The 25,598-nt window shown below is 30.5% G+C and carries 26 protein-coding genes, 1 tRNA gene and 1 other annotated feature; of the genes, 4 read left to right on the top strand and 23 right to left on the bottom strand.

The genetic code is table 11. From position 1 onward, the window contains the following. Nucleotides 1-81: 81 nt before the first annotated feature. Nucleotides 82-155 (bottom strand) — tRNA-Arg (locus ACUV9F_RS02735). A gap of 83 nt (nucleotides 156-238) precedes the next feature. Then, nucleotides 239-1,150, bottom strand: a complete 912-nt coding sequence (gene miaA, locus ACUV9F_RS02730) for a tRNA (adenosine(37)-N6)-dimethylallyltransferase MiaA (protein WP_446184158.1) — start codon at nucleotides 1,148-1,150, stop codon at nucleotides 239-241. Nucleotides 1,151-1,217: 67 nt separating this feature from the next. On the opposite strand from miaA, the gene ACUV9F_RS02725 reads away from it, so the two are divergent. Next, nucleotides 1,218-1,400: a DUF3042 family protein gene (locus ACUV9F_RS02725; protein WP_446184157.1), complete on the top strand. Its 183-nt coding sequence runs from the start codon at nucleotides 1,218-1,220 to the stop codon at nucleotides 1,398-1,400. A 48-nt stretch (nucleotides 1,401-1,448) separates the two neighbouring features. Here ACUV9F_RS02725 and ACUV9F_RS02720 read toward each other — a convergent pair whose 3' ends face one another. The 14 genes from ACUV9F_RS02720 to ACUV9F_RS02655 all read right to left on the bottom strand — a co-directional run bounded on the left by ACUV9F_RS02720 (nucleotide 1,449) and on the right by ACUV9F_RS02655 (nucleotide 13,816). Further along, nucleotides 1,449-1,853 (bottom strand): rhodanese-like domain-containing protein, encoded by a 405-nt coding sequence (locus tag ACUV9F_RS02720; RefSeq protein ID WP_446184156.1) that lies wholly within the window; start codon nucleotides 1,851-1,853, stop codon nucleotides 1,449-1,451. 2 nt (nucleotides 1,854-1,855) lie between these two features. Then, nucleotides 1,856-2,830 (bottom strand): ROK family glucokinase, encoded by a 975-nt coding sequence (locus tag ACUV9F_RS02715; RefSeq protein ID WP_446184155.1) that lies wholly within the window; start codon nucleotides 2,828-2,830, stop codon nucleotides 1,856-1,858. After that, nucleotides 2,817-3,035: a YqgQ family protein gene (locus ACUV9F_RS02710; protein WP_446184154.1), complete on the bottom strand. Its 219-nt coding sequence runs from the start codon at nucleotides 3,033-3,035 to the stop codon at nucleotides 2,817-2,819. Before ACUV9F_RS02710 ends, ACUV9F_RS02715 begins: the two co-directional genes overlap by 14 nt. A 1-nt stretch (nucleotide 3,036) precedes the next feature. Beyond that, a complete protein-coding gene (locus tag ACUV9F_RS02705; protein ID WP_446184153.1) occupies nucleotides 3,037-3,717 on the bottom strand; it encodes a rhomboid family intramembrane serine protease in 681 nt (226 codons plus the stop codon). Nucleotide 3,718: 1 nt separating this feature from the next. After that, entirely contained in the window at nucleotides 3,719-4,270 is a 552-nt protein-coding gene (locus ACUV9F_RS02700) for a 5-formyltetrahydrofolate cyclo-ligase (RefSeq protein WP_446184152.1), read from the bottom strand. A gap of 48 nt (nucleotides 4,271-4,318) precedes the next feature. Then, nucleotides 4,319-4,468, bottom strand: a complete 150-nt coding sequence (gene rpmG / locus ACUV9F_RS02695; RefSeq protein WP_446184151.1) for a 50S ribosomal protein L33 — start codon at nucleotides 4,466-4,468, stop codon at nucleotides 4,319-4,321. Between the two features lie 72 nt (nucleotides 4,469-4,540). Further along, nucleotides 4,541-6,655: a peptidoglycan D,D-transpeptidase FtsI family protein gene (locus ACUV9F_RS02690; protein WP_446184150.1), complete on the bottom strand. Its 2,115-nt coding sequence runs from the start codon at nucleotides 6,653-6,655 to the stop codon at nucleotides 4,541-4,543. A gap of 15 nt (nucleotides 6,656-6,670) precedes the next feature. Then, nucleotides 6,671-6,964 (bottom strand): HesB/YadR/YfhF family protein, encoded by a 294-nt coding sequence (locus ACUV9F_RS02685; RefSeq protein ID WP_446184149.1) that lies wholly within the window; start codon nucleotides 6,962-6,964, stop codon nucleotides 6,671-6,673. 73 nt (nucleotides 6,965-7,037) lie between these two features. Beyond that, nucleotides 7,038-7,514: a transcription elongation factor GreA gene (greA, locus tag ACUV9F_RS02680; protein WP_446184148.1), complete on the bottom strand. Its 477-nt coding sequence runs from the start codon at nucleotides 7,512-7,514 to the stop codon at nucleotides 7,038-7,040. A 91-nt stretch (nucleotides 7,515-7,605) separates the two neighbouring features. Continuing rightward, nucleotides 7,606-8,703 carry an endolytic transglycosylase MltG gene (gene mltG / locus ACUV9F_RS02675; RefSeq protein ID WP_446184147.1) on the bottom strand — a complete coding sequence of 366 codons (1,098 nt, stop codon included), beginning with the start codon at nucleotides 8,701-8,703 and terminating at the stop codon, nucleotides 7,606-7,608. Nucleotides 8,704-8,757: 54 nt separating this feature from the next. Further along, nucleotides 8,758-11,166: a phenylalanine--tRNA ligase subunit beta gene (gene pheT, locus ACUV9F_RS02670; RefSeq protein ID WP_446184146.1), complete on the bottom strand. Its 2,409-nt coding sequence runs from the start codon at nucleotides 11,164-11,166 to the stop codon at nucleotides 8,758-8,760. Beyond that, entirely contained in the window at nucleotides 11,167-12,219 is a 1,053-nt protein-coding gene (gene pheS, locus ACUV9F_RS02665; protein WP_446184145.1) for a phenylalanine--tRNA ligase subunit alpha, read from the bottom strand. 43 nt (nucleotides 12,220-12,262) lie between these two features. Next, nucleotides 12,263-12,446 (bottom strand) — a binding site (T-box leader). Nucleotides 12,447-12,488: 42 nt separating this feature from the next. Next, nucleotides 12,489-12,989 (bottom strand): HD domain-containing protein, encoded by a 501-nt coding sequence (locus tag ACUV9F_RS02660; RefSeq protein WP_446184144.1) that lies wholly within the window; start codon nucleotides 12,987-12,989, stop codon nucleotides 12,489-12,491. A gap of 62 nt (nucleotides 12,990-13,051) precedes the next feature. Then, the gene (locus ACUV9F_RS02655) at nucleotides 13,052-13,816 is read right to left on the bottom strand and encodes a TrmH family RNA methyltransferase (protein WP_446184143.1); all 765 of its coding nucleotides are present in this window, start codon (nucleotides 13,814-13,816) and stop codon (nucleotides 13,052-13,054) included. Between the two features lie 65 nt (nucleotides 13,817-13,881). Between ACUV9F_RS02655 and ACUV9F_RS02650 the strand changes: the two genes are divergently transcribed. The 3 genes from ACUV9F_RS02650 (at nucleotide 13,882) to ACUV9F_RS02640 (ending at nucleotide 16,673) form a co-directional block, all read left to right on the top strand. After that, the gene (locus ACUV9F_RS02650) at nucleotides 13,882-14,160 is read left to right on the top strand and encodes an acylphosphatase (protein ID WP_446184142.1); all 279 of its coding nucleotides are present in this window, start codon (nucleotides 13,882-13,884) and stop codon (nucleotides 14,158-14,160) included. A 67-nt stretch (nucleotides 14,161-14,227) separates the two neighbouring features. Beyond that, on the top strand, nucleotides 14,228-15,241 hold the full coding sequence (gene yidC / locus ACUV9F_RS02645) for a membrane protein insertase YidC (RefSeq protein ID WP_446184141.1): 1,014 nt from the start codon (nucleotides 14,228-14,230) through the stop codon (nucleotides 15,239-15,241). A 50-nt stretch (nucleotides 15,242-15,291) separates the two neighbouring features. Further along, nucleotides 15,292-16,673 (top strand): IS3 family transposase gene (locus ACUV9F_RS02640; protein WP_446183171.1). Its coding sequence is split into 2 segments (ribosomal slippage): nucleotides 15,292-15,763 and nucleotides 15,763-16,673, totalling 1,383 coding nucleotides; the frame shifts between segments, so codons are not numbered across the junction. A 35-nt stretch (nucleotides 16,674-16,708) separates the two neighbouring features. Here ACUV9F_RS02640 and ACUV9F_RS02635 read toward each other — a convergent pair. The 7 genes from ACUV9F_RS02635 to ACUV9F_RS02605 form a co-directional block, all read right to left on the bottom strand. After that, entirely contained in the window at nucleotides 16,709-18,154 is a 1,446-nt protein-coding gene (locus ACUV9F_RS02635; protein WP_446184140.1) for a HAMP domain-containing sensor histidine kinase, read from the bottom strand. Further along, nucleotides 18,154-18,837, bottom strand: a complete 684-nt coding sequence (locus ACUV9F_RS02630; RefSeq protein ID WP_446184139.1) for a response regulator transcription factor — start codon at nucleotides 18,835-18,837, stop codon at nucleotides 18,154-18,156. Before ACUV9F_RS02630 ends, ACUV9F_RS02635 begins: the two co-directional genes overlap by 1 nt. Before the next feature lie 124 nt (nucleotides 18,838-18,961). Next, the gene (locus tag ACUV9F_RS02625) at nucleotides 18,962-21,532 is read right to left on the bottom strand and encodes a hypothetical protein (protein WP_446184138.1); all 2,571 of its coding nucleotides are present in this window, start codon (nucleotides 21,530-21,532) and stop codon (nucleotides 18,962-18,964) included. A gap of 77 nt (nucleotides 21,533-21,609) precedes the next feature. Beyond that, on the bottom strand, nucleotides 21,610-22,284 hold the full coding sequence (locus ACUV9F_RS02620) for a hypothetical protein (protein WP_446184137.1): 675 nt from the start codon (nucleotides 22,282-22,284) through the stop codon (nucleotides 21,610-21,612). Nucleotides 22,285-22,416: 132 nt separating this feature from the next. Further along, nucleotides 22,417-23,838: an NADP-dependent phosphogluconate dehydrogenase gene (gene gndA / locus ACUV9F_RS02615; RefSeq protein WP_446184136.1), complete on the bottom strand. Its 1,422-nt coding sequence runs from the start codon at nucleotides 23,836-23,838 to the stop codon at nucleotides 22,417-22,419. A 97-nt stretch (nucleotides 23,839-23,935) separates the two neighbouring features. Further along, nucleotides 23,936-24,475: a YceD family protein gene (locus ACUV9F_RS02610; RefSeq protein ID WP_446184135.1), complete on the bottom strand. Its 540-nt coding sequence runs from the start codon at nucleotides 24,473-24,475 to the stop codon at nucleotides 23,936-23,938. 3 nt (nucleotides 24,476-24,478) lie between these two features. Next, nucleotides 24,479-25,591 (bottom strand): nucleotidyltransferase, encoded by a 1,113-nt coding sequence (locus tag ACUV9F_RS02605; protein WP_446184134.1) that lies wholly within the window; start codon nucleotides 25,589-25,591, stop codon nucleotides 24,479-24,481. Nucleotides 25,592-25,598: the final 7 nt, after the last annotated feature.

Raw genomic sequence — 25,598 nt, 5'->3', positions numbered from 1 at the left:
AAAAGCTCCTTAAATTGTCGATATATCAACAATCTAAAGAACTTCTTGAAAAAGACTGAACCTTAGTGAACTTTTACTAAATGTCGTGGGTGAGATTCGAACTCACGACCTACGGTTTAGAAGACCGTTGCTCTATCCAACTGAGCCACCACGACATCGCACTAAAATAGTACTCAATCATTGTATTATTTTATCCATTATAATGTCAATGGATTTTTGAAAAAAATTATATTTTTTTCTAACTTTTCAAAAAATTATCTATGGTATTTTCTATTTTTTCAATATATTCCTTTTCTGAAATCAAAAACCAATTAACATCCATCTGATTTTTAAAATATGTTAGCTGTCTTTTAGCAAATCTTCTTGTATTTCTTTGAACTAACCTTTTTGCTTCCTCTATAGAATATATTCCATCAAAGTAGCCGAATAATTCTTTATAACCTATTCCTGTCTTAGCTTGAGGTACTTGGTCGCGGATATCATATAATTTTCTTGCTTCTTTTACTAGTCCATTATCAAACATCAAATCCACACGTTTATTTATTCGATCATAAATATGATCCCGATTATCGCTTAATCCAATTAACAAATATTCATTATTATTTTTTTTATTATTCTTTTGATTAACAATGCTTTGTCCTGTCGTTTCAAAAACTTCTATCGCGCGAATGACTCTTCTAGTATTGTTTATATCAATTGTTTTATATGCCAACGGATCAATATTACTTAATTTTTCTTGTAACCATTTTTTATCATGTAATAATAACTTATTTCTAAGCTCAATTGAATTTTCCTTATCGCCACCTAGATTCATTTCTTCAACTAATGCATTTAAATAAAATCCTGTTCCACCAACAATAATTGGTATTTTATTTTTTGAAGATATCTGTTCAATAAATTCTTGCGATTGCTCTTGGAATTTTTTCACAGTATATCGTTGTGTAACATCACAAATATCTATTAAATAGTGTTGAATAATTTCTTGCTCTTTTTTAGAAACTTTAGCCGTACCTATATCAAGTCCTTTGTAAACTTGCATCGAATCACCTGAAATTATTTCTCCAGAATACTTTTGTGCAAGTTTAATGCCTAAATCACTTTTTCCAATTGCTGTGGGACCTAAAATTATTATTACTTTATTTTTTTTCATTTCTTTTCCATTTCAAATATTTTTATAAAATGGTAAACTCTTATTAAACTTATTAGGAGGTACCATCGTGAGTAAACATTCATTTGCTAAGGGACTATTTGTTGGTACAGCAGCTACAATTGGTATTTTGGCTGGTGCACTTACAACTTTTAGAAAAACAGTAATTGAACCCGAAGAAAAAAAACTAGATAAATTTGAAGAAAACCGTCTACGCGCAAATAGAAAATCACTTCATTCACATCAAGGATAACACTTGATTTTTAAAAAAGGCTTGGAATTCATTCCAAGTCTTTTTTTATTACAATTTTGTTGTTTTTTTAGTTTTACCTTTCCAGTCACTAAAATTTTGATCTAACCAATAAACATCAGAAAAACCATATTTTTTTAGTTTAGAAACTGCACGAATTCCATTGTTTACAGTTCTATCGTACACGTACACCGGTAAATCTTTTCTTAATTCATTCGCATACATTTTCATTTGTGTATACGGAAGATTTCTTGCACCAAGAATATGCTTCACATCATACTCTTGTTTTTCACGTGTATCAATTAGTTGTGCCTTGCGCATAGTATTTTCAAATTCTTTTGGATCTAGAGCTCCACCTAATTTTTTGGCTTTAATTTTATAAAATAACCAAGTAGCTCCCCAATACAAAAGAACAGCCACAATTATTACATCTAAAATATAAATAAAATTCATCATAACTATTCACCTTCAATTACTAACGATGCAGCTCCAATTACTCCTGCACCATTTCCTAAAGTCGCTAATTTTAATTTTGTAGTTTCTTTTACTAATGGAAATGTATATTTAAGGAAATATTCATTTATATGTTCAAGTAAAAAATCACCTGCAGCAGAAACTCCACCACCCACAACGATAAATTCTGGATTTAAGGTATTAGCTACATTCCCTAATGCTAGTCCCAAATACATAGAAACTTTATCTACAACTTTTAAAGCTAAAACATCATCTACTTTTGCCAAATCATAAACATCTTTTGCAGATATATCTTCACCATCATCTAACATTGATTTTAGTTTAGAATCTCCTGAATACTCTTCAGCCAAATCTCTGGCAACTCTAACAATACCTGTAGCAGAAGCAACAGTTTCAAGACAGCCTTTTTTACCGCAGTTACAATCGTATCCTTTTGGATCAACAGTTATATGGCCTATTTCTCCAGCTCCACCAGCAATACCAGTAACCAGCTTGCCATTCAGAATAACTCCGCCACCTACACCAGTTCCTAATGTGACAAAAACTACATTATCAGAATTATTTCCAGCACCCTTCCATTTTTCACCAAGGGCAGCAACATTGGCATCATTTTCTAGATATGTTTTTATACCAGTTCCTTCAGTAATATCCCTAACCGGAAAAACCTTATGATTTTCATTCCAATTTAAATTGAAAGCTCCACTTACTGAACCTTCTTTTCTATTAACACCACCAGGTGTTCCCATACCTATTCCAATAAATTCATCAGCACTCATTTTGTATAAATCTAGATGGTGATTAATTGATTCAATAATATCAGGAATAATAAAATTACCCTCTGACAAAACATTTGTCTCTTGACTCCATTTTTGCTGTACTTCTCCATCAGCAGTCAATATAGAAAATTTAATTGTTGTTCCACCTAAATCAACACCAATAAGTTTTTTATTTGTTGTCATAGTTATTCTCCTGTCTTTTTTCAAAGCGATGTTCCTTTTTTAAGATTAATTGAGCTTCAATATAATCTTCCTTAACAATAAGACCTTGTTCATACATTTTTTTTAGTTCGATTGACATTAATTCAATATCCCAAAGCCTTTTTCCAACATGAACAAAAGTCCCATATCTTTTCAAAAGTTGTTGTACATCATAAAGCGTTCTCATCTTATATCATCTTACTTCCCATTCCGTATGAATAAAGAAATATCACTAATATTAATAATAACAAACTTGCGCCAATTCTTAACATAAAATTGTTATTTTCAGATAATTTTTTAGATAAAATTACTGTTATCAGTGCTCCTCCAATTACTCCTCCAATATGTCCCCAAATATCTATACCGCTCATGAATAAATCCATTACAATATTAAGAACTATTAATACTGTAAATTGTCTACCGAGTAATTGCATATAAGTATTAGATCTATTTAAATATGCCAAAGTTCCATATGTTGCAAACAATCCGAACAAAGCAGTACTTGCTCCAGCAGAAATCATATTTTCACTACCAAAAGCAAAGCTTGTTAAATTTCCCATTATTCCCGACACAAAGTATATAATAAAAAATTTCAAATGGCCTAATGACTCTTCTAGTTGTATTCCAGCAAAATATAATGTTAATGAATTTATCAAAATATGTGTAAATCCAATATGTACAAACATAGGTGTTACAAATAGCCAAAACTGATTATTCTGACTAATTGCTATATTTGTCTTAGCTCCATATTGAATTAAAGTAATCGGATTATTACTTCCTCCATTAACTGTTTCCAATATAAAAACAAAAACCTGAATTGCTAATAATGTATATGTAATAATAGGCATTTTTTTATTTATATAACTCATATTAATCCTCTTTATACGTAATTATTTTTTTCACCGGAATATCAAATTCTTCAACACCCCAATTATCAAAGTTATATAGCTGTTTTGAGTTAACTAAGCTCAGTGTTTCAGGATTATTTTTTCTCAAGTATCTATCGTAAAAACCGGCACCAAAACCTAAACGATAATTAGTCTTTTTTATAAATGCTAAGCCAGGAACAATTAATAAATCAGGTATTGCTTTTTTAGTATCTCCAACGGGTTCTAGAACTCCAAATTTTGTTTTTCTTAATTCTTCATAACTATTAAATTGATAAAAATCCATGTCTTTTGTTTCTGTGACTGTTTTAGGGATATAAACTTCTTTATTTAATTCTAAACTTTTCAAAATAATTGGATTAGTGTCTAATTCAAATCCCATACTTATAGTGACTCCAATTGATTTTGCTGTTAAAAATTTTTCATTTGTAAAAAGTTTATTATATAAAATTTCACTTTCTTTTTTATATTCGTCAGTTTTAAAAAACTCATTTAGAATTTGTATTTGTCTTTTTCTAAATTCTTTTTTCTCCATATTTACCATCCATTTATAAAAAAAACAACAGGAATTAACCTGTTGTTTTTATTTTGTTTCACGGTGTAAAGTTGTTTTACGATCGCGAGGGCAGTACTTCTTTAGTTCGATTCTTTCTGGATTGTTACGTTTATTTTTGTTTGTTAAGTATGAACGTTCATGACATTCAGTACATTCCATAGTAATATTTACGCGCATTATGTTTCTTCCTTTCATGACTTTCTAAAATCAACTATTCCAATATACCATGTTTTTGTTAAATTGACTAGATTATTTATCCAATTTATCGTTTGAATCACTATTCTCTTTGAAATACTCTTGAATGATTTCTTTAGCAGCAGTTGTGTTGTATCCACCTTTTTCACTAGTTAGGTTAGGAAATACTAAAGCAATTGCAATCTGAGGATCATTATATGGAGCATAGCCAATAAAACTATCAGTTATAGTTTCTGGTGGATTAGGATTATCTGGGTTTTGAGGATCGTAGTAAAACGATTGAGCAGTACCTGTTTTACCAGCAATTTCAGGTTTCACATCTTGTAATGGTTTACCCGTTGTCCATCCATGAGCACCATGAATAACTTGATAAAATCCTTGTTTAACAACTCCTATTTGCTCTGAAGTAGCATCAATTTTATTCATTACTTGTGGTGATGCATTGTAATTAACAGTTGTTTTATCTCCTTTTTGAGATGAAATAGATTGAACCACGTATGGTTTCATCCTGTAACCGTTATTAGCAATTGTTGAAACATACTGTCCTAATTGCATAATCGTATATGAGTCGTAGTTACCAAATGATAAATCAAGCGCACTACCAACCTTCACTTGACCTTCTTCATTTAATGTTGGTCCTTCAATACCAGCAGCCTCACCTGGTAAATCTATACCGGTTTTTACTCCTAAGCCAAATTGATTAAAGTAACCTCTTAATTTTGAAAAAATATTGGGATCCATTTTTATATATTTATTCGGTATATACTTTGCATTTGCTTCTTTTAAAGCAAGATGCATCATATATGTATTTGAAGAATATTCAAGTGCAGAAGTTGCATTAAGAGCACCAAATGTTCCAATTGGATACGATGATTTTTTAACAGGAGTTCCAGGTAAATAAATAGGATCATCAGGCATTGTATTACTTGATGGAGTAATAGCTCCATCCATAAGTCCACCCAAAACGGTAGCACCTTTAACAACGGATCCCATTACAAATGTTCTATTAATTACACCTAAAGCATCATCTTGTTGCTCTCCTGTTTTAGGATTACTATTAATTCCAGCCATAGCCAAAATTGCACCAGTTTTGGGATTCATAGCAACAGCATATGCTCCATCTGCGTACTGAGCTACTCCATTTGCCTTTGCCGATGCAAATGTTTGTTTTAAAATATTTTCAACAGAATTTTGAAATTCTGAATCAATTGTTAAAGTGAGATTATCTCCACTTGTTCCTTTATAAACCACTTTAGAATCAGTAACTTTATTTTTTGAATTCACATTTAATTGTGTTTTTGTTTTTGAACCTGAAAGAACTGACTCATAGCTTTTCTCTAAATAACTTGTACCAACTCGATCATTTCTTGAGTACCCTTTAGCAAGTAATTCAGAAATCTGATCTTCTGGAAGGCCTTGTTTTTCACTTGATACATTACCAACAAGCTCCCTAATTGACTCTCCTTCTGGATAATTTCTATTCCAATCTGTTCCAAGTCCAATTCCCGGAAGTTCTGTCAGATGTTCACCTACTTGAGCCATTTCATTACTTGTAACATCTGAGCTTTTTATAAATGTTGTTGATAATTGATAAGAACTACTCATCTTGTTAAAAATAGCAGCCGCATTTTGTTGTTGCTTTGTTAAATGAATATCTTCTTTTTTAACAAAATCAACTAAATTTTTATAAATAACTGAATTTTCTAATTGTTCCTTACCATTATATTTTTTATTTCTAGGCAATTTCCCTAGTTCTTTTTGATAATTTCTTGTATTTGCTAAATAGTAGTCTGCTTCTTGTCGTGAAGTTAATTTATCCGTATCTACAGTAATAATTCTACTCAATTTATTTGCTGTATTGTACATTTGAATATTATCAATATCTGAGCTTTTAGTAAAAGTAATAGCATTTTCAGCCTTGTTACTAACAATAGCTCTTCCCTTTGAATCATATATAATTCCTCTTGGAACTGAGCTAGTAATTATAGACTTATCTGTTCTAGAAACTTCTGCTTGAAATTTTCCGCCATACACAATTTGTAAATATGCAAGTTGAGCAATAAGTGCAGCAAATAATAAAAATACAATGAAAAATAAGAGATTCAATCGAAAAGGTAAAATCGATTTTGTACCTCTTTTTTTATTTGTCTTTCTTTTAAAAATATTCAAAATAAAACTCCTCGTTTATTCATCGACAAATGTATATTTAGGTCCATCAATCGCTGAATCATAATCAATATTAAGATTATAACCCGAAAAGAACCAAATATCGCCATGTTCAATAAAAAAACTTATATCTTTTAACTTTAATTCATATTCTGGATCAGCAGGCTTTTTCACTTGCATGGCTAGTGAAAATCCATCATGTACGTTGGTTTTTCCATAAACTTTTCCATAAAAGTGAACACCATCACCCGCTTTTAATCCCATTTCATCTATAAACCAATTAAGTGCTTCGTCTGAAATATTTATTTTCATTTTTATCACCCACTGTTAATAATAAATGATTTTAGCAAAAAAGAAACAAAAAAGTACTCAATTGAGTACTTTCTTAAGCAATTTCTACAGACTGAATTTTCACCATAAATGATCCACCTGGAGTTTGAATCTCAACTTCATCTCCAACTTTTTTACCTAATAGGGCCTTAGCAATCGGTGAGTCGTTGCTAATCTTACCTGACATTGGATCAGATTCTGCTGAACCAACAATTATATAAGCTTCTGGCTCTTCACCATCTTCAACAATTGTTACTTTTTTTCCAACAGATACCTCATCTGTATCTATATTTGATGCATCAACTACATCGGCATATTGAAGCATTTCTTGTATTTGAGAAATTCTTGATTCAATTACACTCTGTTCGTCTTTTGCTGATGAATATTCTGAATTTTCTGATAAATCGCCATAACTTCTAGCAATTTTTATTCTATTAATTACTTCTGGTCTTTTAACCATTTTTAAATCTTCTAATTCTTGTTCTAATTGAACTTTTCCATCAGCTGTCATTTGAAATTTTTTATCTGCCATTTTCGTTCACCTCTAATTTTCTATTCAATGCAATATAATATTTTGAATGATACATTTTGTCAACCTAATAAAAAAACGCCTGTGGCGTTCTTTATTGTCCTAGTGAAGAATTTGTCTCTAAGTGTTGTGAGTAAGTCTTTGAATAATATACTTTTCCTGTCTTTAAATCAGCAACAAAATATAAATAACCTTTATCTCTATCCTGGGGATTTAATACAGCGTCCATTGATTCAATACTTGGATTATTAAATGGTCCAGGTCCAAACCCAACATTTTTATACAGATTATATGGTGAATCAACACTAGTATCTTTATTAGTTAAACTTCTCTTGTGTTTATTTAAAGCATACATAACAGATATATCAGATTGAAGTGGCATCTGGGCATCTATACGGTTAAAGAAAACCCCTGAAATTTTACGTCTGTCTTTTTTGGTAACACCTTCGCGCTCTATTAAAGATGAGAGAGTTAATGCTTGTTGAACAGTTAAATTTTTTGATTTTATTGTATTAAAATAAGGTGTCATTTCTTGGTTTTCTTTTGCTACCATTGAATTTACAAGATCTTTTAAAGTCATTTTCTTGGTGATATTGTAAGTTGCTGGGAACAAATATCCTTCCAAGTTATATCTTACTTCTTTTGAATCAAGTGATGATTTTAATAAATCTGGATATTTATTTGCTAACTCTTGAATATAAGATTTATCTGTCATCAAATTTAAAAAGTCTTTTTTAGAAAACTTGGTATTAGCCGCAATTGAATCACCAATTTGATCAATTGTTACGCCTTCTCTAACAACCACTCTTTTCCCTTGTAGTGGAACACTACTTCCGCCCTTTTGCAATTTTAAAACAATTTGATTTAAAGTCATCGATGGTTTAAAAGAATAGTATCCAGCTCTTAGATCTGAGTAATTATGTGCTTTCAAATAATAGTTAAATACCATAGCGCTTTTAATTATTTTTTTCTTTTGCAATTGATCAGCTATCTCATTACTTGAAGAACCCATTGGTACTTTAACAATTATTTCTGAGTTATCTTTTTTGTTAAAAGGTTGTAATGACGTATTGATATAATGAGCGCCAAATATTCCAACGACAATAACTAAAGCAATTACCGCAATAATTACTCCTCTAACAATTTTATTAGCTTCTTTTTTGTTATTTTGATCACTTCTTAATTCTGTCAAATTTATTCCTCCAAGATATGATAAACCAAAAGTTCTAACTAAATTAGTTAATCATTATCTAATTTCGGCGTCAACATTTTCTTGTAATTTTTTAACAATCTTATCAAAATCACTATTTATTTGATCATCGGTTAATGTTTCTTCTTTATTTTGGAAAGTTAGTCTATATGCCATAGATTTAAATCCATTTTCAATATTCTTTCCTTGATAAATATCAAACAATTTAATATCAATCAAATATTTTCCACCATTTTCTTTAATTACATCAGCAATATTTTGATTTGTAATATCTTCTTTTATAAGCAAAGCAATATCTCTATTTATGGTTGGATATTTAGAAATAGGTTCATAAATATTATCTTTTTTATCAAAATCATATAAATTATCAAGATCGATTTGAAAAACAAAAATGTCTTTTATTCCTAATTCTTTTTCATAATTTGGATGAATTTTCCCAACGAATCCTATAAATTGACCATTTGCTAAAATTTTTGCAGTTTGACCTGGATGCATATTTTCAAATTCTTTAGTAGCAATAAAATTATATTCAACATCCCTATTTAGTCTATTCAATAAATTTTCTAGACTTGATTTAATATCAAAAAAATCAACTGCTCTTTGTTCGTGATGCCAATCGTTATCAATCATATCTCCAGTTAGCATAGCTGCAAGATATTCACGTTCTTCTGGACGCTTGTCTCCACCTTTTAAGAAAACTCTTCCCTGCTCAAAAAGCGACAGATTTTCTTGTTTTCTAACTGAATTATACTTAACTACGTTTAGTAATCCACCAATTATATTTGTACGTAAAAATTCATGATCTTCTGTCATTGCCCATACTACTTTAGTCCAATCACTTGGTACCATTTGAAAGTCACCCACAGTACTTTTTTCAACCATAGAATACGTTATAGCTTCATCAAAACCATTAGATAACATTTCTTCTTTTGCTTTTTTTATAAAGTTTTCTTTTAAACTACGTCCACCAACAGTTTGTCTGCCAACTGGAAGTGTTCCTTCAAGGTTATCATATCCATAAAGTCTAATAACTTCTTCTATTAAATCTGAGTCAATAGAGATATCCCATCTTCTAGCAGGAACAGATACTTTTAGTTCTTCATCTTTTGCTTCTGTCTTAAATTGAAGTCTGTCAAATATATTAATAATATCTTGAGTAGTTATATCAAGACCTAATGCTTTATTAATTCTACTTGTTGTTATTTCAATTACTTTTTCATTTACAGGAGTTTGTTTTCCAACAATTTGACCATTTAAAATTTCACCATTTGCAAATTTTGTAATTAACTCAGCTACTCTATTCAAGGCTTTTTCAGTTGCAGAGTTATCAATTCCTTTTTCAAAACGGCTAGATGCTTCAGAACGTAGATTTAAATGTTGGGCAGTTTTTCTTATTTTGGTTTCATCAAACACTGCAGATTCTATAACAATATTTTTTGTATTCGAATCTATCTCAGTATTTTTTCCTCCCATTACTCCCGCAATTGCGATTGCCTGTGTATTATCAGCAATAACTACATCTTCTGAATTTAATTCATATTCTTCATCATCTAGTGCAAGTATTTTTTCATCAGCACTTGCATTTCTAACTTGAATTGAATCTCCTTTTATCTTGTCTAAGTCAAAAGCATGTATTGGTTGACCATATTCAAGTAATACATAATTTGTAATATCGACAATATTATTAATAGGACGAATTCCTGCATTCCATAAACGTATTTGCATCCACATAGGACTGGACTTAACTTCAATGTTTCTAGCAACTCTTAATCTGTATTGTCTTGTTTTTGTGTCATCGTCAACTTCGACTTTTATTATTTCATCAGCTTTTTTTGAGCTTTCTACTATTTCTGGAGTGGGAATAGTAATTTTTTTATCATAAATTGCACCCATCTCGTAAGCTGTACCGTTCATACCCAATGTATCGGCACGATTAGGTGTAATATCAAAGTCTAGAATATTGTCGTCCATTCCTAATAAACCATAAACTTCTTGTCCTGGAGTTACTTTTTGCTCAAATACATATATACCATCTTTATACTTAGCTGGAACTACATTTTCTGAAAAACCAATTTCTTGTAGTGCACAAATCATTCCCATTGAAATAACACCACGTAACTTACCTTTTTTGATTTTTTCATTATTAGCAATTCGTGAATTAGGTAATGCTACAATAACATCTTGTCCTTGCGCCACATTAGGAGCCCCACAAACGATTTGATAGTCTTCACTTTCACCAACATCAACTTGACAAATATTTAAATGGTCCGAATCTGGATGTGGTTCAATTTTATTAATATGTCCAACAACAATTTTTTTAAGTCCTTCAGCTGGTTTAATAACATCAGCCACTTCAATTCCTGTTAAAGAAACACGGTTAGCAATCTCTTGTGGAGTTTCATCTATTTGTAAATAATCTTTAAGCCAATTTAGTGAAATTTTCATTTATGCTTCTTCTCCTTTAAATTGTTCAATAAATCTAACATCATTAGAATAGAAATTTCTAATATCTTCTACTCCATATTTAAGCATCGCAAATCTATCAGGACCTACACCAAAAGCAAATCCTGAATATATATCTGGATCAATTCCTGAATTTTTTAGAACATTAGGATGCACAAGACCAGCTCCTAGTACTTCAATCCATCCTGTAAATTTACAAATACGACATCCACTTCCACCGCATGCAAAACAAGTAATATCAACTTCTACAGATGGTTCTGTGAAAGGGAAATAACTAGGTCTAAATCTTATTTTTCTCTCTTCACCAAAAACATGACGAACTAATACTTCAAGAGTTCCTTTCAAATCAGCCATAGTTACATTTTTGTCTACTACCAATCCCTCAATTTGATTAAATTGATGAGAGTGGGTTGCATCATCAGTATCTCGTCTATAAACTTTTCCTGGACTTATCATCTTCAAAGCACCCTTAGAAAAATCGTGTTTTTCCATGGTACGCGCTTGCTGTGGGGAAGTATGTGTTCTCATCAAAAGTTCATCATTTATATAAAATGTATCTTGCATATCACGTGCAGGATGGTTCTTTGGAATATTCATCTTTTCAAAATTATATTTATCTTCTTCAACTTCAGGACCTGAGATTACCTGATAGCCAAGTCCAATAAACAATTCTTCAATATCGTCAATTATTTGATTTAAAATATGTTGAGTTCCAATTTTATTTGATTTTCTACTTGGAAGAGTTACATCTATTGTTTCTTTTTTTAATTTTTCATTGATAATTGCTTTATTAATCTCTTCTTGCTTGTCAGCAATTGCTTGTGCAAGTTCTTCTTTAATTTTATTAGCAAATGAACCAATTTTTGGCCTTTCTTCGGCCGGTAAGTCTTTCATACCACGCAAAGTATCAGTTATTGGTCCTTTTTTACCCAATAGTTTTACTCTGATATCATTTAAAACATGTTGTTCTTTTGAATCTGCAATATCTTTTAAACCTTCAGATTTTAATTTTTCCAAATTTTCTTTTAAAGACATAATTTCCTCCATGATTAACTAAATTAAAAAAATCCTCATCCCAAAAAGGGACGAGGATTCGCGGTACCACCCAAATTCATGCAAATGATTGCATGCACTTATAGTCATTACGTTGACCAATCGAAAAGCTCAAAAGCGAATTCACCAAAATACAATTAGAACTTCACACCAACAGTTCCTCTCTGAAATTGTAAATATTGATTACTACTCTTCTTCAACGCTTATATTATATGTATATACAATACCCTAATACTTTTTTAGGGTCAATATTAGTTAATATTTAATCTTAATTTTAAATTTTTGAATTTGTTCTTAAAATATGGAACAGAAGCTTCAACTATTGCACATTGATCATCTACGATAGAAACTAATGCACTTTCCATATACAAAGGTGGCGCAATTGTTGCTCCCCACATGTGTTTAACAATAATGTCTGCTTCTTTTTTTGAAATCTTTGTTATTTTTTTAGCATTTTCTAATGCAATTCTCGGATGCACATAAGCATGTGATCCTTCAGAAAATTTTGTTGTTCGCCAATCATAGTAAAATAAATCGTGTAACAATCCGGCTCTTGCCATTGCTTTATAATCAAGATGTAATTTCCTACCTAAAATATAGCTTTTATAAGAAACCATTATAGAATGGTCCAACCTATTAGAATTAATATGTTGAGTTATATTTTTCAGCTTCATTACTTCTGGTTTAATTAGCAAATCTGCAACTATAGCGATATATTTTCGATCCTTTTGCCAATCATTTTGTTTAATCATCATTTCCTCGATTTATTAACGACTTGACTTGAATTTTAACAGGTTTTATACAAAATGCAACTTTAAGATTTTAATACTAGATGATACATCATTACCGATGCAGCAACACCAACATTTAATGATTCTGCCTTTCCAAATATTGGAATGTAAACCTGCTCATCAGCAAGAAGAAGTATTTCCTTATTTAACCCATTTGCTTCATTTCCCATAACAATTAAAATATCATTAGGTTTCTCTAACTCATTAACAGGTTTAGCATTTTTATTTACTTCAGTTGCCCAAACGGAGATATTTTTTTTCTTAAATTCATTCATAATATATTTGGTATCGGCCACTACAATCGGAATATGAAATTGACTTCCTTGCATTGATCTTTGAACTTTTCCTTGATAAACGTCCGCTGTGTTATCTCCCAATAATACTCCACTAAATCCTGCTGCATCAGCTGTTCTAACAATTGTTCCAACATTGCCAGGATCTTGTACATTATCCAGCAGTACCCATTTTCCATTATAATTATTAAATTTATTTTCTTGTTCAATTTCAGCTACTGCAAATATACCCTGAGGAGTTTTTGTATCTGAAATATATTCAGCTAATTCCTCAGTTATTTCATATGAATTGTCATAATATTCTTTTACCAAACGATGATTTATATACTTATCAGTAACTAAAGCTTGTTTAATATTTACATTATACTTTAACGCCTCTTCAATAAGATGAAGACCTTCAATCACGTAAAGATTACTTTTTTTTCGTTGTTTTTTTGCATCTAATTTTTTTATTTCTTTTATAATATCATTCTTTTTTGAAGTAATTTGTTGCATCTTTTCCCTCGATATTCTATTTTTATCTTATACAATAAGCATACATCAATATGGAGGTTAAATATATGAAAAAAAATATTTCCTTAGTAGCTCACGGAATAGTACAAGGAGTTGGTTTTAGATACTTTACACAACAAATTGCTGAAAAAATGTCAATAACAGGTACCGTAAAAAATAATATAGACGGAACTGTTTCGATAAATGCAGAAGCAGATGAGACCGTATTAGATGACTTTATTAAAAAAATTAAATCTGGACCTTCGACATTTTCTAAAGTTAAAAAATTAGATGTTATATATAATGATGAATTAAAAAACTATACAAATTTTTCTGTCATCGGTTGAAGTAGTGTTTAGTTTAACGTATATTATTCCTTGTTAATGTTTATTACACATTAGAAAGGAAAAAATATTGAAAAATAAAAATTTAAAAAGAATATTTAGTTTAACTGTACTATTTTTATTAATCGCAATCACTACTGCTGCCTGTGCTAGAACGACTGGCTCAAATGGAGTTATTAAGCCTCCTACTAGTGGACCATATGCATTTATCTTTAAATACATTGGAAGTCCTTTCCAACATTTAATAGAAGGTACTGCTAAGACTATTGGTGGTAATAATGGATTTGCTTTAGGTATTATTGTTATTTCTTTTGTTGTAAGGCTGGTGCTTTTACCTCTTGGATTAAATCAGTCTTATAAAGCAACAATGCAACAAGAAAAAATGAAAGCAATTCAACCACAATTAAAATTAATTCAAGAAAAACAAAAAGAAGCCAAAAATCCAGATGCTCAGGCAAAGATTAGTCAATTAATGATGAGTGTATATCGTGAAAATAATATGAGTCTTGTTGGTGGCGTTGGTTGCTTACCACTATTGATTCAAATGCCAGTTTTGATTGGTATTTATCAAGCTGTTCAATACTCTAAAGAGATTGGTAGTGCTACATTTTTCGGATTACCTCTTGGAAAATCAAGTATTGTTATTGCAATAATTGCTACATTGTTTTATGTGGCTCAAAGCTATTTATCAGTTCAAGTTATGCCAGAAGAGCAACGTAAGCAATCACAAACAATTATGTATATGAATCCAATTATTACATTCTTTATTTCAATGGTTTCATCAGCCGCTCTTGGGTTATATTTCTTAGTTGGTGGTGTAATTATTTTGATTCAACAAATTATAACTAACTATGTAGTTCAACCTCGAGTAAGAAAAACTATTGATGAGGATTTAAAGAAAAATCCTGTTAAAGAAGTTGTAACAGAAGAATCATTAAATGAAATTATTAAAAACTCGGAATCTTCATCCGATACATCAAATTCAACAAACAAAACATCCGATAAGGATAATAAAAACACTTCAAAAGCTAGCCAACATGCTAGAAATAAGAATAAAAATATTCAACAAAATAAAAAAGATTAACTGAACTGAACCCCCGATATTGGGCCAAATCCAATATCGGGGGTTTTTGTATGGTTAAATATTCTAAAGAATTAAAATTAAAGATTGTTACTGAATATCTCAATACTTCAATAGGAGTTTCAAATCTAATCAAGAAATATCATATAACAAATGATTCTATAGTATATACCTGGATTGACCGTTATAAAAAGTTTGGTTTAGATGGGTTGAATATATTATCACCAATTTCAACTTATGATGGCTCATTTAAAGTGAATGTTTTAAAATGGATGAAACAAAACAATGCTTCTTATCCACAAACAGCCCTTCACTTTAATATATCCAATACCGGAACTATTTGGCAGTGGCAACATAAGTTAGATTGTGAAGGAATAGAAGTATTGTACCGTAATAAAGGGCGGACAAAGATAATGAATTCTAAAAAACAATCTAAACAAGGTAAAGAAAAAACAGAATTAGAAAAACTAAGAGAAAAAAACGAGCTTTTGGAAATAGAAAATAAATATCTAAAAAAACTAAAGGCCTTAGTTCAGGAACAAGATGGCAAAAAGCACAAATAGTAAATGAACTAAGGCAAGAGAAATATTCTTTGAAGAACATCCTTAAAGTAATAGACATGCCTAAAAGTACTTATGAATATAACTCTAAAAGACTGCTTGATAACAATAATAGTGATCAAGAATTAAAAGAAGCTATCAAAGATATTAAAACAAGTGATGATACTTATGGATATCGTCCAGTAACAGGTGAGCTTCATAATCGAGGATTTAAAGTTAATCACAAAAAAGTCTATAGATTAATGATTGAAATGAATTTACTATCTACAGCTTATAACAAGAAAACACGGAAATATAATTCTTACAAGGGTACAGTGGGTAAAATAGCTAAGAATAGAATTAATCGTCGTTTTAATACTGATAGACCTTATCAAAAATTAACTACAGATATCACTGAAATACGATGGGGAAAAGAAAGTATCAAACAAAGAGCTTATTTTACTTGTATTTATGATTTGTTTTCAGACGAAATATTGAGCTGGGATATAAGTAAGCATCCGACAGTAGAATTTACAGTAAACACCTTAAAAGATGGTATTAATAAAATACCAGCAGGATTAGATTACAGAACTACAGTACATTCAGATCAAGGGGTTCAATATCAACATAAAAGTTGGGTTAAAGTACTTAAAGAGAATAAAATATTTCAAAGTATGTCAAGAAAAGCAACGTGTTTAGATAATGCAGCTATGGAGAGTTTTTTTCATATTTTGAAAGTTAATATATATCATCAAAAAGAGATTGATACCTATGAAGAATTAGTTTCAGAAGTAGCAGCATGGATGGAGAAATATAATAAAGTGAGAATAAAACAAAAACTGGGATACAAAAGTCCGGTAGAGTACCGAAAGTTTGTATCCCAGAAAGTAGCTTAAAACTTCGTCCAATATTTGGGGTTCAGTTCAAACTCTTAGGAGTTAATCTTTTTTATTTCTAATGGTAATTCAACCCTAAATACTGATCCTGATCCCTCAATACTCTCTACATACATAAATCCTTTGTAATTTTTAACTAACTGCTTAGCTATTGGAAGTCCAAGACCATTTCCTCCGCTTTGGCGAGAACGATCCTTATCAGCACGATAAAATCTATTAAATATTTTTTCTTGATTTTCAGGGGAAATTCCTACTCCAAAATCTTGAATAGCAATTTCTAAATAATTTTCATTTCTAGATACAGCAATATAAACTTCTTTTTTTTCTCTTGAATATTTAATCGCATTATCTAATAAAATTATTATTATTTGTTCTAAATGATTTCGATATATCTTCACTTTTGCATCTTCACGGACATCATAGTCAAGATTAATTAAGAACTCTGGATGGAGAACTTTAAAATCATTATATATTTGATTAATTAGCGGTTTAGCATCAGATACTTCATTGCTAAATTTATTCCCAGGTTGTTCAATTCTAGTTAAGTCTAGCATTTCTTGAATAAGATGCTTCATTCTATTAATCTCTTGTAAAGACGATTTCAAAGACTCATCTAACACTTCAGGGTCATCTTTTCCCCAACGATTTAAGAGCTTAAGGTGGCCTTCTACAACGGCAACAGGGGTTCTAAGCTCATGAGAAACATCTTGTACAAATTCTTTTTGCTGACTCGCATACTGCTGCATTTTGTCTAACATTTCATTAAACTGCTCAGCCAAATCAGTTATCTCATCATTTTGTTTTTGTATGGGTATTCGTGCATCTGACTCAGGATAATCTTTAACTGAATCTATCGTTTGATTGATTAACTTCAATCTTCTTAAAACAAATTCAACTAATATAAAGCCAAGAGCTATACTAAGTAATAATGCTGCTATTGCATTAGGTAGTAATTCATCAATCAAATTATTAACAGTTTGATGATAAGTACGCATTTTATTTTTTACTGCTACATAGCCTATAATCTGATTTTTATTTTTAATGGAAGAAAATCCAACTAAATTATCAATGCGTAAATTGTTTTTGTTTTTTACTATTTTAAAATTGCTTACTTCTTTCAAATAGATGTTTGTATTATCTGTTCTAAGTAATATTTTTTTATCATTATCAAGAATAACAACTTGTAAACCACTGTTTCTAAGCTGTTCAAGTAATGTATCGTTACCATTTTTCAAACTATATATTTCTTTTTTTATACTTTTTTTATTGAGTGGTTTTTTTTCATCTTTAAATCTACTGGATACAGCCATAAGCGCATTTTTAACAGTGTTTTCTTCATTTTTAATTATAGAATTGCTGACAAAATAAAATACAGTAATTGAAAAAACAAGATACATAAAAAAAACAACTATTGTTATGAAAAAAGTCCATTTAAATCGCAATGAAATGCGAGGAGTTTTTTTTGCTTTTAAATCTTCCATTATTTAATTACATATCCACTTCCACGAACTGTTTTAATATAGCTTTCTTTGCCAGGTTTATCAATCTTGTTTCTCACATATTTAATATATACATCGATAACATTTGTTTCTTCGTTCCCCTCATCACCCCAAACATCGTCCAGTAATTTTTGTCTATTCAAAACAGTCCCTTGATTTTGCATAAGTGTTTTTAGCAATTCAAATTCTCTTTTAGTTAACTCAATTACTTCTCCATTTCTCCTTACCGTTCGTGTGTCTTTTTCAATTTCTAAATCTTTATATACTATGACTTGATCAGAATTAAATTTTTTTTCATCGTCCAAATCAATTCTACGTAATAAAGCCCTTAATCTAGCAAGTAATTCCTCAATGGCAAATGGTTTAACAATATAATCATCGGCTCCATGATCAAGCCCTGAAACACGGTCTATAACTGAATCCCGCGCAGTCATCATAATAACTGGAGTATCTTTTTCCTGGCGAATTCTACGACATACTTCTATACCATTCAATTCTGGCAACATCAAATCAAGTAATATTCCATCCCAATCCTTATCTAATGCAACTTCTAATCCTGATCTTCCATTAAATTCCACATGAGTTTCATAATTTTCATGTTGTAACTCTAGTTCAACAAATCGAGCCATATTTTTTTCATCTTCAATTATTAAAATTTTTGCCATATAAATTTCTCCATAATTAATAAAATCTTTTTATCTACACTTGTCATTATTCTATCACATAAGTTAATAATTAAATAAAAAAGACCTCATCAAATTAAAAATAACCTAATGAGATCTTAACTATTTATATATTTCTATTCTTCTTGTTCTTAATTACAAAATATTCTGTTACTGTTATCAACAGTAAACCCACTATAGTTAGTATTGAAGTATTTCTTATATTCTCTCCAGTTCTTGGTAAATTGTTGTAATTACTTACATTTGTACCTCTATTACCATTATTACTTCCCTTATCAGTTTTACTATTATTGTTATCTTCTGTATTGCTTCCCGGATTATCTTTATTTCCAGGTTGGTTTGGTTTAACTGGTAATGTTGGTATTTGTTTTGGCCCAACAGGGTCTTTAATTTCTACGCCAAGTCTATATGGCTCAATTACCTGTGAAGCATTTGATGCAAATGCAAATGAATTATATGCAGTTGTTTTAGCTTCTGCATCTTCTGGAACTTTCATTCCAAAATTAATTGCCATGTCTGCTCCACTTACCCATGTTGTTTTATCTTTCAACTCAATCTTAAATGCCTTAATCTTTGTCCAATCAGTTACATCTTTTGCACTTACCCATGTTGCATCTTCTGCACCTTGTGCATCTTCTAATTTTTGTGCAGTTGATGGATAAATTGTATCCTTATCCAATATTCCAGATTTCTTTGGATTACTTGATGTTGTATATTCAACATTAACTTTATCTTCCCAACTCTTTGGTATATTGATTGGGCCTGTTAATGACATATCAAACTGCGATCCACGGTCTTCATTTGTAGTAATTGATAAGTCACCAACACTTGGTAATGTATCCATCAATATCATATTATTTAAATCATCTTCTGATGTGTTTGTTAATTGTAATTGATAATTTACTTTGTCTCCTGCTACTTTTTTAACCGTCTCTGCTTGTTTTTCTACTGTTTCTGATACCGATAATGCATTTGCTTTATCAAAATGATAATCTCTTCCAGAATAAAACATTGGTTTATCTGTTCCATTCCCATTTAAATTATCTTTATCAACATCTTTTTTTGTATCCGTTATTACTGGTGTTCCTTTAATATCTGGTACTGAAAAATCATCTGATCCAATAAAACTATAAACTTTAATTTCCGGATCAGTAGATACACCATCAGTTACATTAACTTTGAATTGTTGAGATATATTTTTATTTGGTTGAATATTGTCCGAACTATAATTTACTTTTACTAAACTTTGTCCACTTCCCTGATAATTATCAGATAATAATTGACTAACTTTTCCATTAGTACCATCTATATCACCAATATATTGAACACTCTTAGGTAACAATACATAACTAATCATTGGCCCTGGAGCACTATTTTTAGATGTTTGAGTATTGTCAATGGAAGTTGTAACACTATTTTCACCTGGACTTAAGACCTTTTGTCCGTCAGGTAGTTCAGAAAGATAATCAAATGCAACAGAAGTTTTTAGAACCCTATTAATACCAGTTACAGCCTTAACAACCTCCGCTGTTTGTGCTTGAGCTCCAGCAATCATTGCACTATATTTATCATTCCACTCATACTCACTACCTAGCCAAAATCCCTTGCCTTTAGCAGTAGTTCCATAGTTATTAATATACATTGAATTTTTTACTTGACCAATGTAACCTTTTTTTATTCCCATCTTAAAGTCAACATTATTTGAATACATTCCTGCTGGTGCCCAATTTTCTAAATAGCTAAGGTCTGAACCTTGCTGTCCATAATATCCTGTAGGATCAGCTTCATAATAATCTGGCAAACCATTTTCATCACCTGTCGCAATATAAGTCTTATCTTTATTGAATATATCATGTCTTACAGTTCCTTTGGCAGGGTGAAAATGTAACATTATTTCTTTAATTGTTTTATTTTCAGGTATATTTAAATCTTTAGCAGTTAACCATTTTCCTAAAGGAACATCAGCTACTAAAGTATGCCAATTGTTTTTATGTGCATCTTGATAAATAACAGGATCCCCAGTAATGGGATTTACAACCTCTGTCCCACTGATTTTTGATGGTACATCATCAGAATCATCAGTGTATCTAACGTTAAATGAATAATGTGAGAGATTTTTTAAAGGTTTTCCAACAACCCCTCCTTTACCCGTACTCATATTAAAATCACCTGAATAAAATTTTTTTATTTTTAGATTCGGATCAACTTTATAGTGCACTGTATATGCTTTTAAATCCTCTTCCTGACTATTCGTATACATCGATGAGACACGCATACCAAAAGCAAGTGTTGCATCATCAGTGACTTGAGGATCAACATACTCTTTAACACCTGCTAGATTTCCTTCACCATCTTTTGGTCCAAAATGTTCAGGATTATAATAACTCCCTGTTTGAGGTGGTAGCTTATCAGCATCTGATTGGGAAATAGTAATTTTTCCATCAATTGAGTTTGGTAAAAAATCTTCTCCATCATTAAAAGTTGCTTTTGTTATCTTAAGTGTGTTGGTAGCATCTTTAAATACATTATTTTTATCATCTTTTACTTTTAATTTTAAACTCAAATCTTTTTCTAAAAAGCTACTATTATTCATTTGCTCTTGAATACTTGGAGCTGTTATTTCCCATTTTAAAGCATTCCCATCTACTGTTGGAGTTGGAGACGATGAATTAGCCATTCCCTCATACTTCAATTTATCGTCGATAATATAACTGACTTCAAGCTTAGATCCTGGCTTTAGGAAGATTGATCCTTCTACTTTTTTGGTGCACCTATACCAACATTCCACAAAATCTCGTCTCCGATAACGGGGTTAGTATGATAAGTTTCTGAACTTACATCATTATTGTAAATAGATTGAAATTTATTTATAAGAGAAAGATTTTTAGTAGCATTAACTACAGTTTGCCCACCAGTTTGTGCTTTTATCGCTCCTTTATCACTGTCTGCAGTTAATGTCCCACTTATTTTAATTGGTGTTTGATTAGTGAATCCTCCATTTATTGTATCTAATCTTAAAACTGTTTTATTAACTTGTCCGGTTGGTAATTTGTCAAAATGCCAAGTTAGTAACCCTGACGTTTTATCATATTTTGGCACAACATTATTTAATTTAAGTGCATCTAATGATTGACTAAATTCAACATAATCTTGCTTTGGTAATTGAACTTTTAAATCGACATTACTTAAATTTGTAACTGCACCTGTCGACTTTAAATAAATGTTAAAATTAGCCGATTGTCCAGCATTTACAGTTGTATTTTGTGCATCAACTGTAAAATCCCCTTGAAAATTTCCTTTTGGAAAATTAGTTGGTATTACAGTTCGCTGTGAATCATTTGATATCGCTGTAACATTTATTATTGGTGTTGCTGCTTGTGCTAGAAGTAATGCAACACCAGCTGCATAAATAATTTTTTTATTATTCATTTTCATCCCCCTCATAATAACTAAAGTATTAAATCGTTATACACGGTAATAATATACCGCGTTAATGAAAACGTCAACATTTGCTTATACAAAAAAAAGCTAATAATTATAAATAATTACTAGCTTTTTACCCTATTGTTCTTCATACCATGTATAATGGAAAATTCCCTCTTTATCAGTTCTCTCGTATGTATGTGCACCAAAGTAATCACGTTGTGCTTGAATTAGATTTGCAGGAAGTACTTCACTTCTATATGAATCAAAATAAGAAATGGCTGCCATAAATCCAGGTACAGGAATACCTGCCTTAACAGCATATGCAATAACATCTCTAACTGAATCTTGGTACTTTTTGCAGATTTCCATAAAGTATTCATCTAACAATAGATTCTCAATTTTTGGATCTTTATCGTATGCATCAGTAATCTTTTGTAAAAATTGTGCACGAATAATACATCCCGCACGCCAAATCTTAGCGATATTACCAAATTCTAAATTCCAATTGTATTCTTTTGAAGCAGCATCCATTTGGGCAAATCCTTGAGCATAGCTCATAATCTTGCTGAAATACAATGCTTCACGTATTTTTTCAACAAATACTTCTTTATCAAAATCATTTGTATGTTCTGCAGGCTTTGGTAATACTTTACTTGCCTTAACTCGCTGATCTTTATAAGTTGAAATATAGCGACCATATACAGCCTCAGTTATAAGTGATTGAGGAACTCCTAATTCTAAAGCGCTTTGAGAACTCCATTTACCAGTTCCTTTGTTACCAGCCTTATCTAGGATTTTATTTACTATATAGTCATCACTACCTTCATCATCACGACGTTTCAAAATATCAGAAGTAATTTCAATTAGATAACTAGATAATTCTCCCTCATTCCAATCTTTAAATACATCAGAAATTTGGTCGAGATCTCCAGCATATATTTCTCGAAGTAATGAATAACTTTCTGCTATTAATTGCATGTCTCCGTATTCAATACCATTATGAACCATTTTTACATAGTGTCCTGCTCCATTAGGTCCAATATACGTAACGCAAGCTTGACCATCTTCTGCTTTTGCTGACATTTCTTCTAAAATAGGTGCAACTAAATCATAAGCTTCTTTTTGACCACCTGGCATCATAGAAGGTCCTTGAAGTGCTCCAAGTTCTCCACCTGAAACACCCATTCCAATAAAATTAATTCCAGATTTATCTAGTTCAGCATTTCTTCTCATTGTATCTTCAAAGTAAGTGTTACCACCATCAATTAAGACATCACCCTTATCTAAAAGAGGCAATAATTCATTAATTACAGCATCAGTTCCCTTACCTGCTTTAACCATCATGATAATTCTTCTTGGTTTTTCAAGTGAATTAACAAAATCTTCTATTTTGTAACTTGGAACTAATTTTTTTTCACTGTGTTCTTTAACAACTGTTTCTGTCTTTGAAGCAGTACGATTGTAAATAGCAACAGTATATCCACGACTTTCTATATTTAAAGCTAGATTTTTACCCATTACAGCCATACCAATAACACCAATTTGTGGTTTATTCATTTTAAACGCCTCCATATATGAATACAATAATAATACCAAAAAATTAAAAACTATGTGACTACTTTACATTCAAAAATACTATCCTTGATAGTATTTTTTAATCATTATCTTTAAACATATCCTTTAGTTTTGCAAATTCAGGATTAGGTTTTGGCTTTTCATGTTCTTTTATATATTCTTCTTCAGATATAACTTGCCAATTTTTCCCTTGTGGCATTGAGTTTTCTTTTTTCTCTTTTTCCGTTAGTACTTTATTTGGAATTGATAGAAGTAAATTATCAACTGCAGCAAGTTCAAGATTAATACCATCTTCTTCTAGTTCCATGACAATTTCTTGATTATCAATTTCCAATTCTTGACTTGAATCTTCCTGATAAGCTTCAGTTACATGATCATTTATCTCAAACTCAACTGGTTCAAGACTTCTAGTTGATGGAACTGTTACAGTAGAATTAATATCAAAGTCTGTATACCATAAACCACGATCATAAAACAAATGTCCCTTTATAGTAATTGGCTTTACATCAATTATTCTTTCGTCTCTTCTTTTCAATTCATCTTTTAAGTCCAAAGTTTCTTCAAATTCCATTGGATGGTTTTTATATTTTTGTAGTTCTTCTAATTTCCACTTAAGCATGTTTTATAGCTCCATTTCAGGTTTTCTCTTAAAATTTTGATCAGTATTACTAAATAAACTATATACTGAATCAACTTTTATTTGTAAACCCATTATATTATCTTCACTTCCTATTTTTTTACTTACTTTAGTAACAATCGGAATTTTGGTACAGTCTTTTATTTGACTTAATAATTTCTGCCCTTTTTTATTAAATCCTAGTATATGAATAAAATTATGTGAGTTATCAATATCCATTTTTTTTACATTTAAAGTTGTATATATCAATAATCGTCTTAATCTTGCATAAGTGAATCGACTTGATTTTATTTTTTCTAAAAATTCTTCAATAGAATTAACATATAAAATTTCTTTTTTTAATTTATTTTCAATTCCTTCATTCATTTGATATATACTATTTAACTCATGAATAGAACTCGTTATTATTTTATATTTTAATAACTGAAAATAATTAATTTTAATATTTGGGGGCAATTTTACGGGAGTATATTCACTTATATTTTTATTTTTTTCAATTTTTTTGCGTATCTCACTAGCACTTGCATATATTCCATTTGTTTTTCTTGAATCATGATCAACACTTATTCTTTTTATCGGAACAATTGTTATAGGAAAATCGTTTTTCAATATTTGAATAGTATAATTTAATCCCAACATTTGATTGGGAAAATTTACTGATATATCCAGTTTTTTATAAAAATTATTTATTTGCGTTGCATATGATGAATTAAAATTTGAAAACTCATTATTTTCTTTTTTGTTAGATATAATTTTTTTTGCTGCCTGTTCATATTCAAAATTGACATCCTCAGTTCCAAAAACTAAATGTGTACAACCTAAGTCGTTTAGTAAAGTTACTGCACCTTTAGCAAATATATCAGCAGAAGACACTGCAAATTGAAACGGTAGCTCAACGATTAAATCAACTCCTATTTCCAACGCCATTTTAGCTCTATCCCATTTATCGAAGCTCGCAAATTCTCCACGCTGTACAAAATTTCCAGACATTACAACTATTAAAAAATCAGGCTTAAGTTGTTTTTTTACCTGATCTATCAAATATTTATGTCCATTGTGTAAAGGATTAAACTCAGCAATTATCCCACAAATTTTCATCTTTTCA

It is taken from the genome of Daquilactobacillus linshuiensis (assembly GCF_052828685.1).
This window is presented reverse-complemented; position numbering and strand designations above follow the sequence as displayed.

Excerpts from the sequence above, each read along its gene's own strand:
- miaA (WP_446184158.1), bottom strand. The coding sequence starts at position 1,150 with ATGAAAAAAAATAAAGTAATAATAATTTTAGGTCCCACAGCAATTGGA.
- ACUV9F_RS02720 (WP_446184156.1), bottom strand. The coding sequence starts at position 1,853 with ATGATGAATTTTATTTATATTTTAGATGTAATAATTGTGGCTGTTCTT.
- ACUV9F_RS02715 (WP_446184155.1), bottom strand. The coding sequence starts at position 2,830 with ATGACAACAAATAAAAAACTTATTGGTGTTGATTTAGGTGGAACAACA.
- ACUV9F_RS02710 (WP_446184154.1), bottom strand. The coding sequence starts at position 3,035 with ATGAGAACGCTTTATGATGTACAACAACTTTTGAAAAGATATGGGACT.
- ACUV9F_RS02705 (WP_446184153.1), bottom strand. The coding sequence starts at position 3,717 with ATGAGTTATATAAATAAAAAAATGCCTATTATTACATATACATTATTA.
- ACUV9F_RS02700 (WP_446184152.1), bottom strand. The coding sequence starts at position 4,270 with ATGGAGAAAAAAGAATTTAGAAAAAGACAAATACAAATTCTAAATGAG.
- rpmG (WP_446184151.1), bottom strand. The coding sequence starts at position 4,468 with ATGCGCGTAAATATTACTATGGAATGTACTGAATGTCATGAACGTTCA.
- ACUV9F_RS02685 (WP_446184149.1), bottom strand. The coding sequence starts at position 6,964 with ATGAAAATAAATATTTCAGACGAAGCACTTAATTGGTTTATAGATGAA.
- greA (WP_446184148.1), bottom strand. The coding sequence starts at position 7,514 with ATGGCAGATAAAAAATTTCAAATGACAGCTGATGGAAAAGTTCAATTA.
- pheT (WP_446184146.1), bottom strand. The coding sequence starts at position 11,166 with ATGAAAATTTCACTAAATTGGCTTAAAGATTATTTACAAATAGATGAA.
- pheS (WP_446184145.1), bottom strand. The coding sequence starts at position 12,219 with ATGTCTTTAAAAGAAAATTTGGAAAAATTAAAATCTGAAGGTTTAAAA.
- ACUV9F_RS02660 (WP_446184144.1), bottom strand. The coding sequence starts at position 12,989 with ATGATTAAACAAAATGATTGGCAAAAGGATCGAAAATATATCGCTATA.
- ACUV9F_RS02655 (WP_446184143.1), bottom strand. The coding sequence starts at position 13,816 with ATGCAACAAATTACTTCAAAAAAGAATGATATTATAAAAGAAATAAAA.
- ACUV9F_RS02650 (WP_446184142.1), top strand. The coding sequence starts at position 13,882 with ATGAAAAAAAATATTTCCTTAGTAGCTCACGGAATAGTACAAGGAGTT.
- ACUV9F_RS02635 (WP_446184140.1), bottom strand. The coding sequence starts at position 18,154 with ATGGAAGATTTAAAAGCAAAAAAAACTCCTCGCATTTCATTGCGATTT.
- ACUV9F_RS02630 (WP_446184139.1), bottom strand. The coding sequence starts at position 18,837 with ATGGCAAAAATTTTAATAATTGAAGATGAAAAAAATATGGCTCGATTT.
- ACUV9F_RS02625 (WP_446184138.1), bottom strand. The coding sequence starts at position 21,532 with ATGGCTAATTCATCGTCTCCAACTCCAACAGTAGATGGGAATGCTTTA.
- ACUV9F_RS02620 (WP_446184137.1), bottom strand. The coding sequence starts at position 22,284 with ATGAATAATAAAAAAATTATTTATGCAGCTGGTGTTGCATTACTTCTA.
- gndA (WP_446184136.1), bottom strand. The coding sequence starts at position 23,838 with ATGAATAAACCACAAATTGGTGTTATTGGTATGGCTGTAATGGGTAAA.
- ACUV9F_RS02610 (WP_446184135.1), bottom strand. The coding sequence starts at position 24,475 with ATGCTTAAGTGGAAATTAGAAGAACTACAAAAATATAAAAACCATCCA.
- ACUV9F_RS02605 (WP_446184134.1), bottom strand. The coding sequence starts at position 25,591 with ATGAAAATTTGTGGGATAATTGCTGAGTTTAATCCTTTACACAATGGA.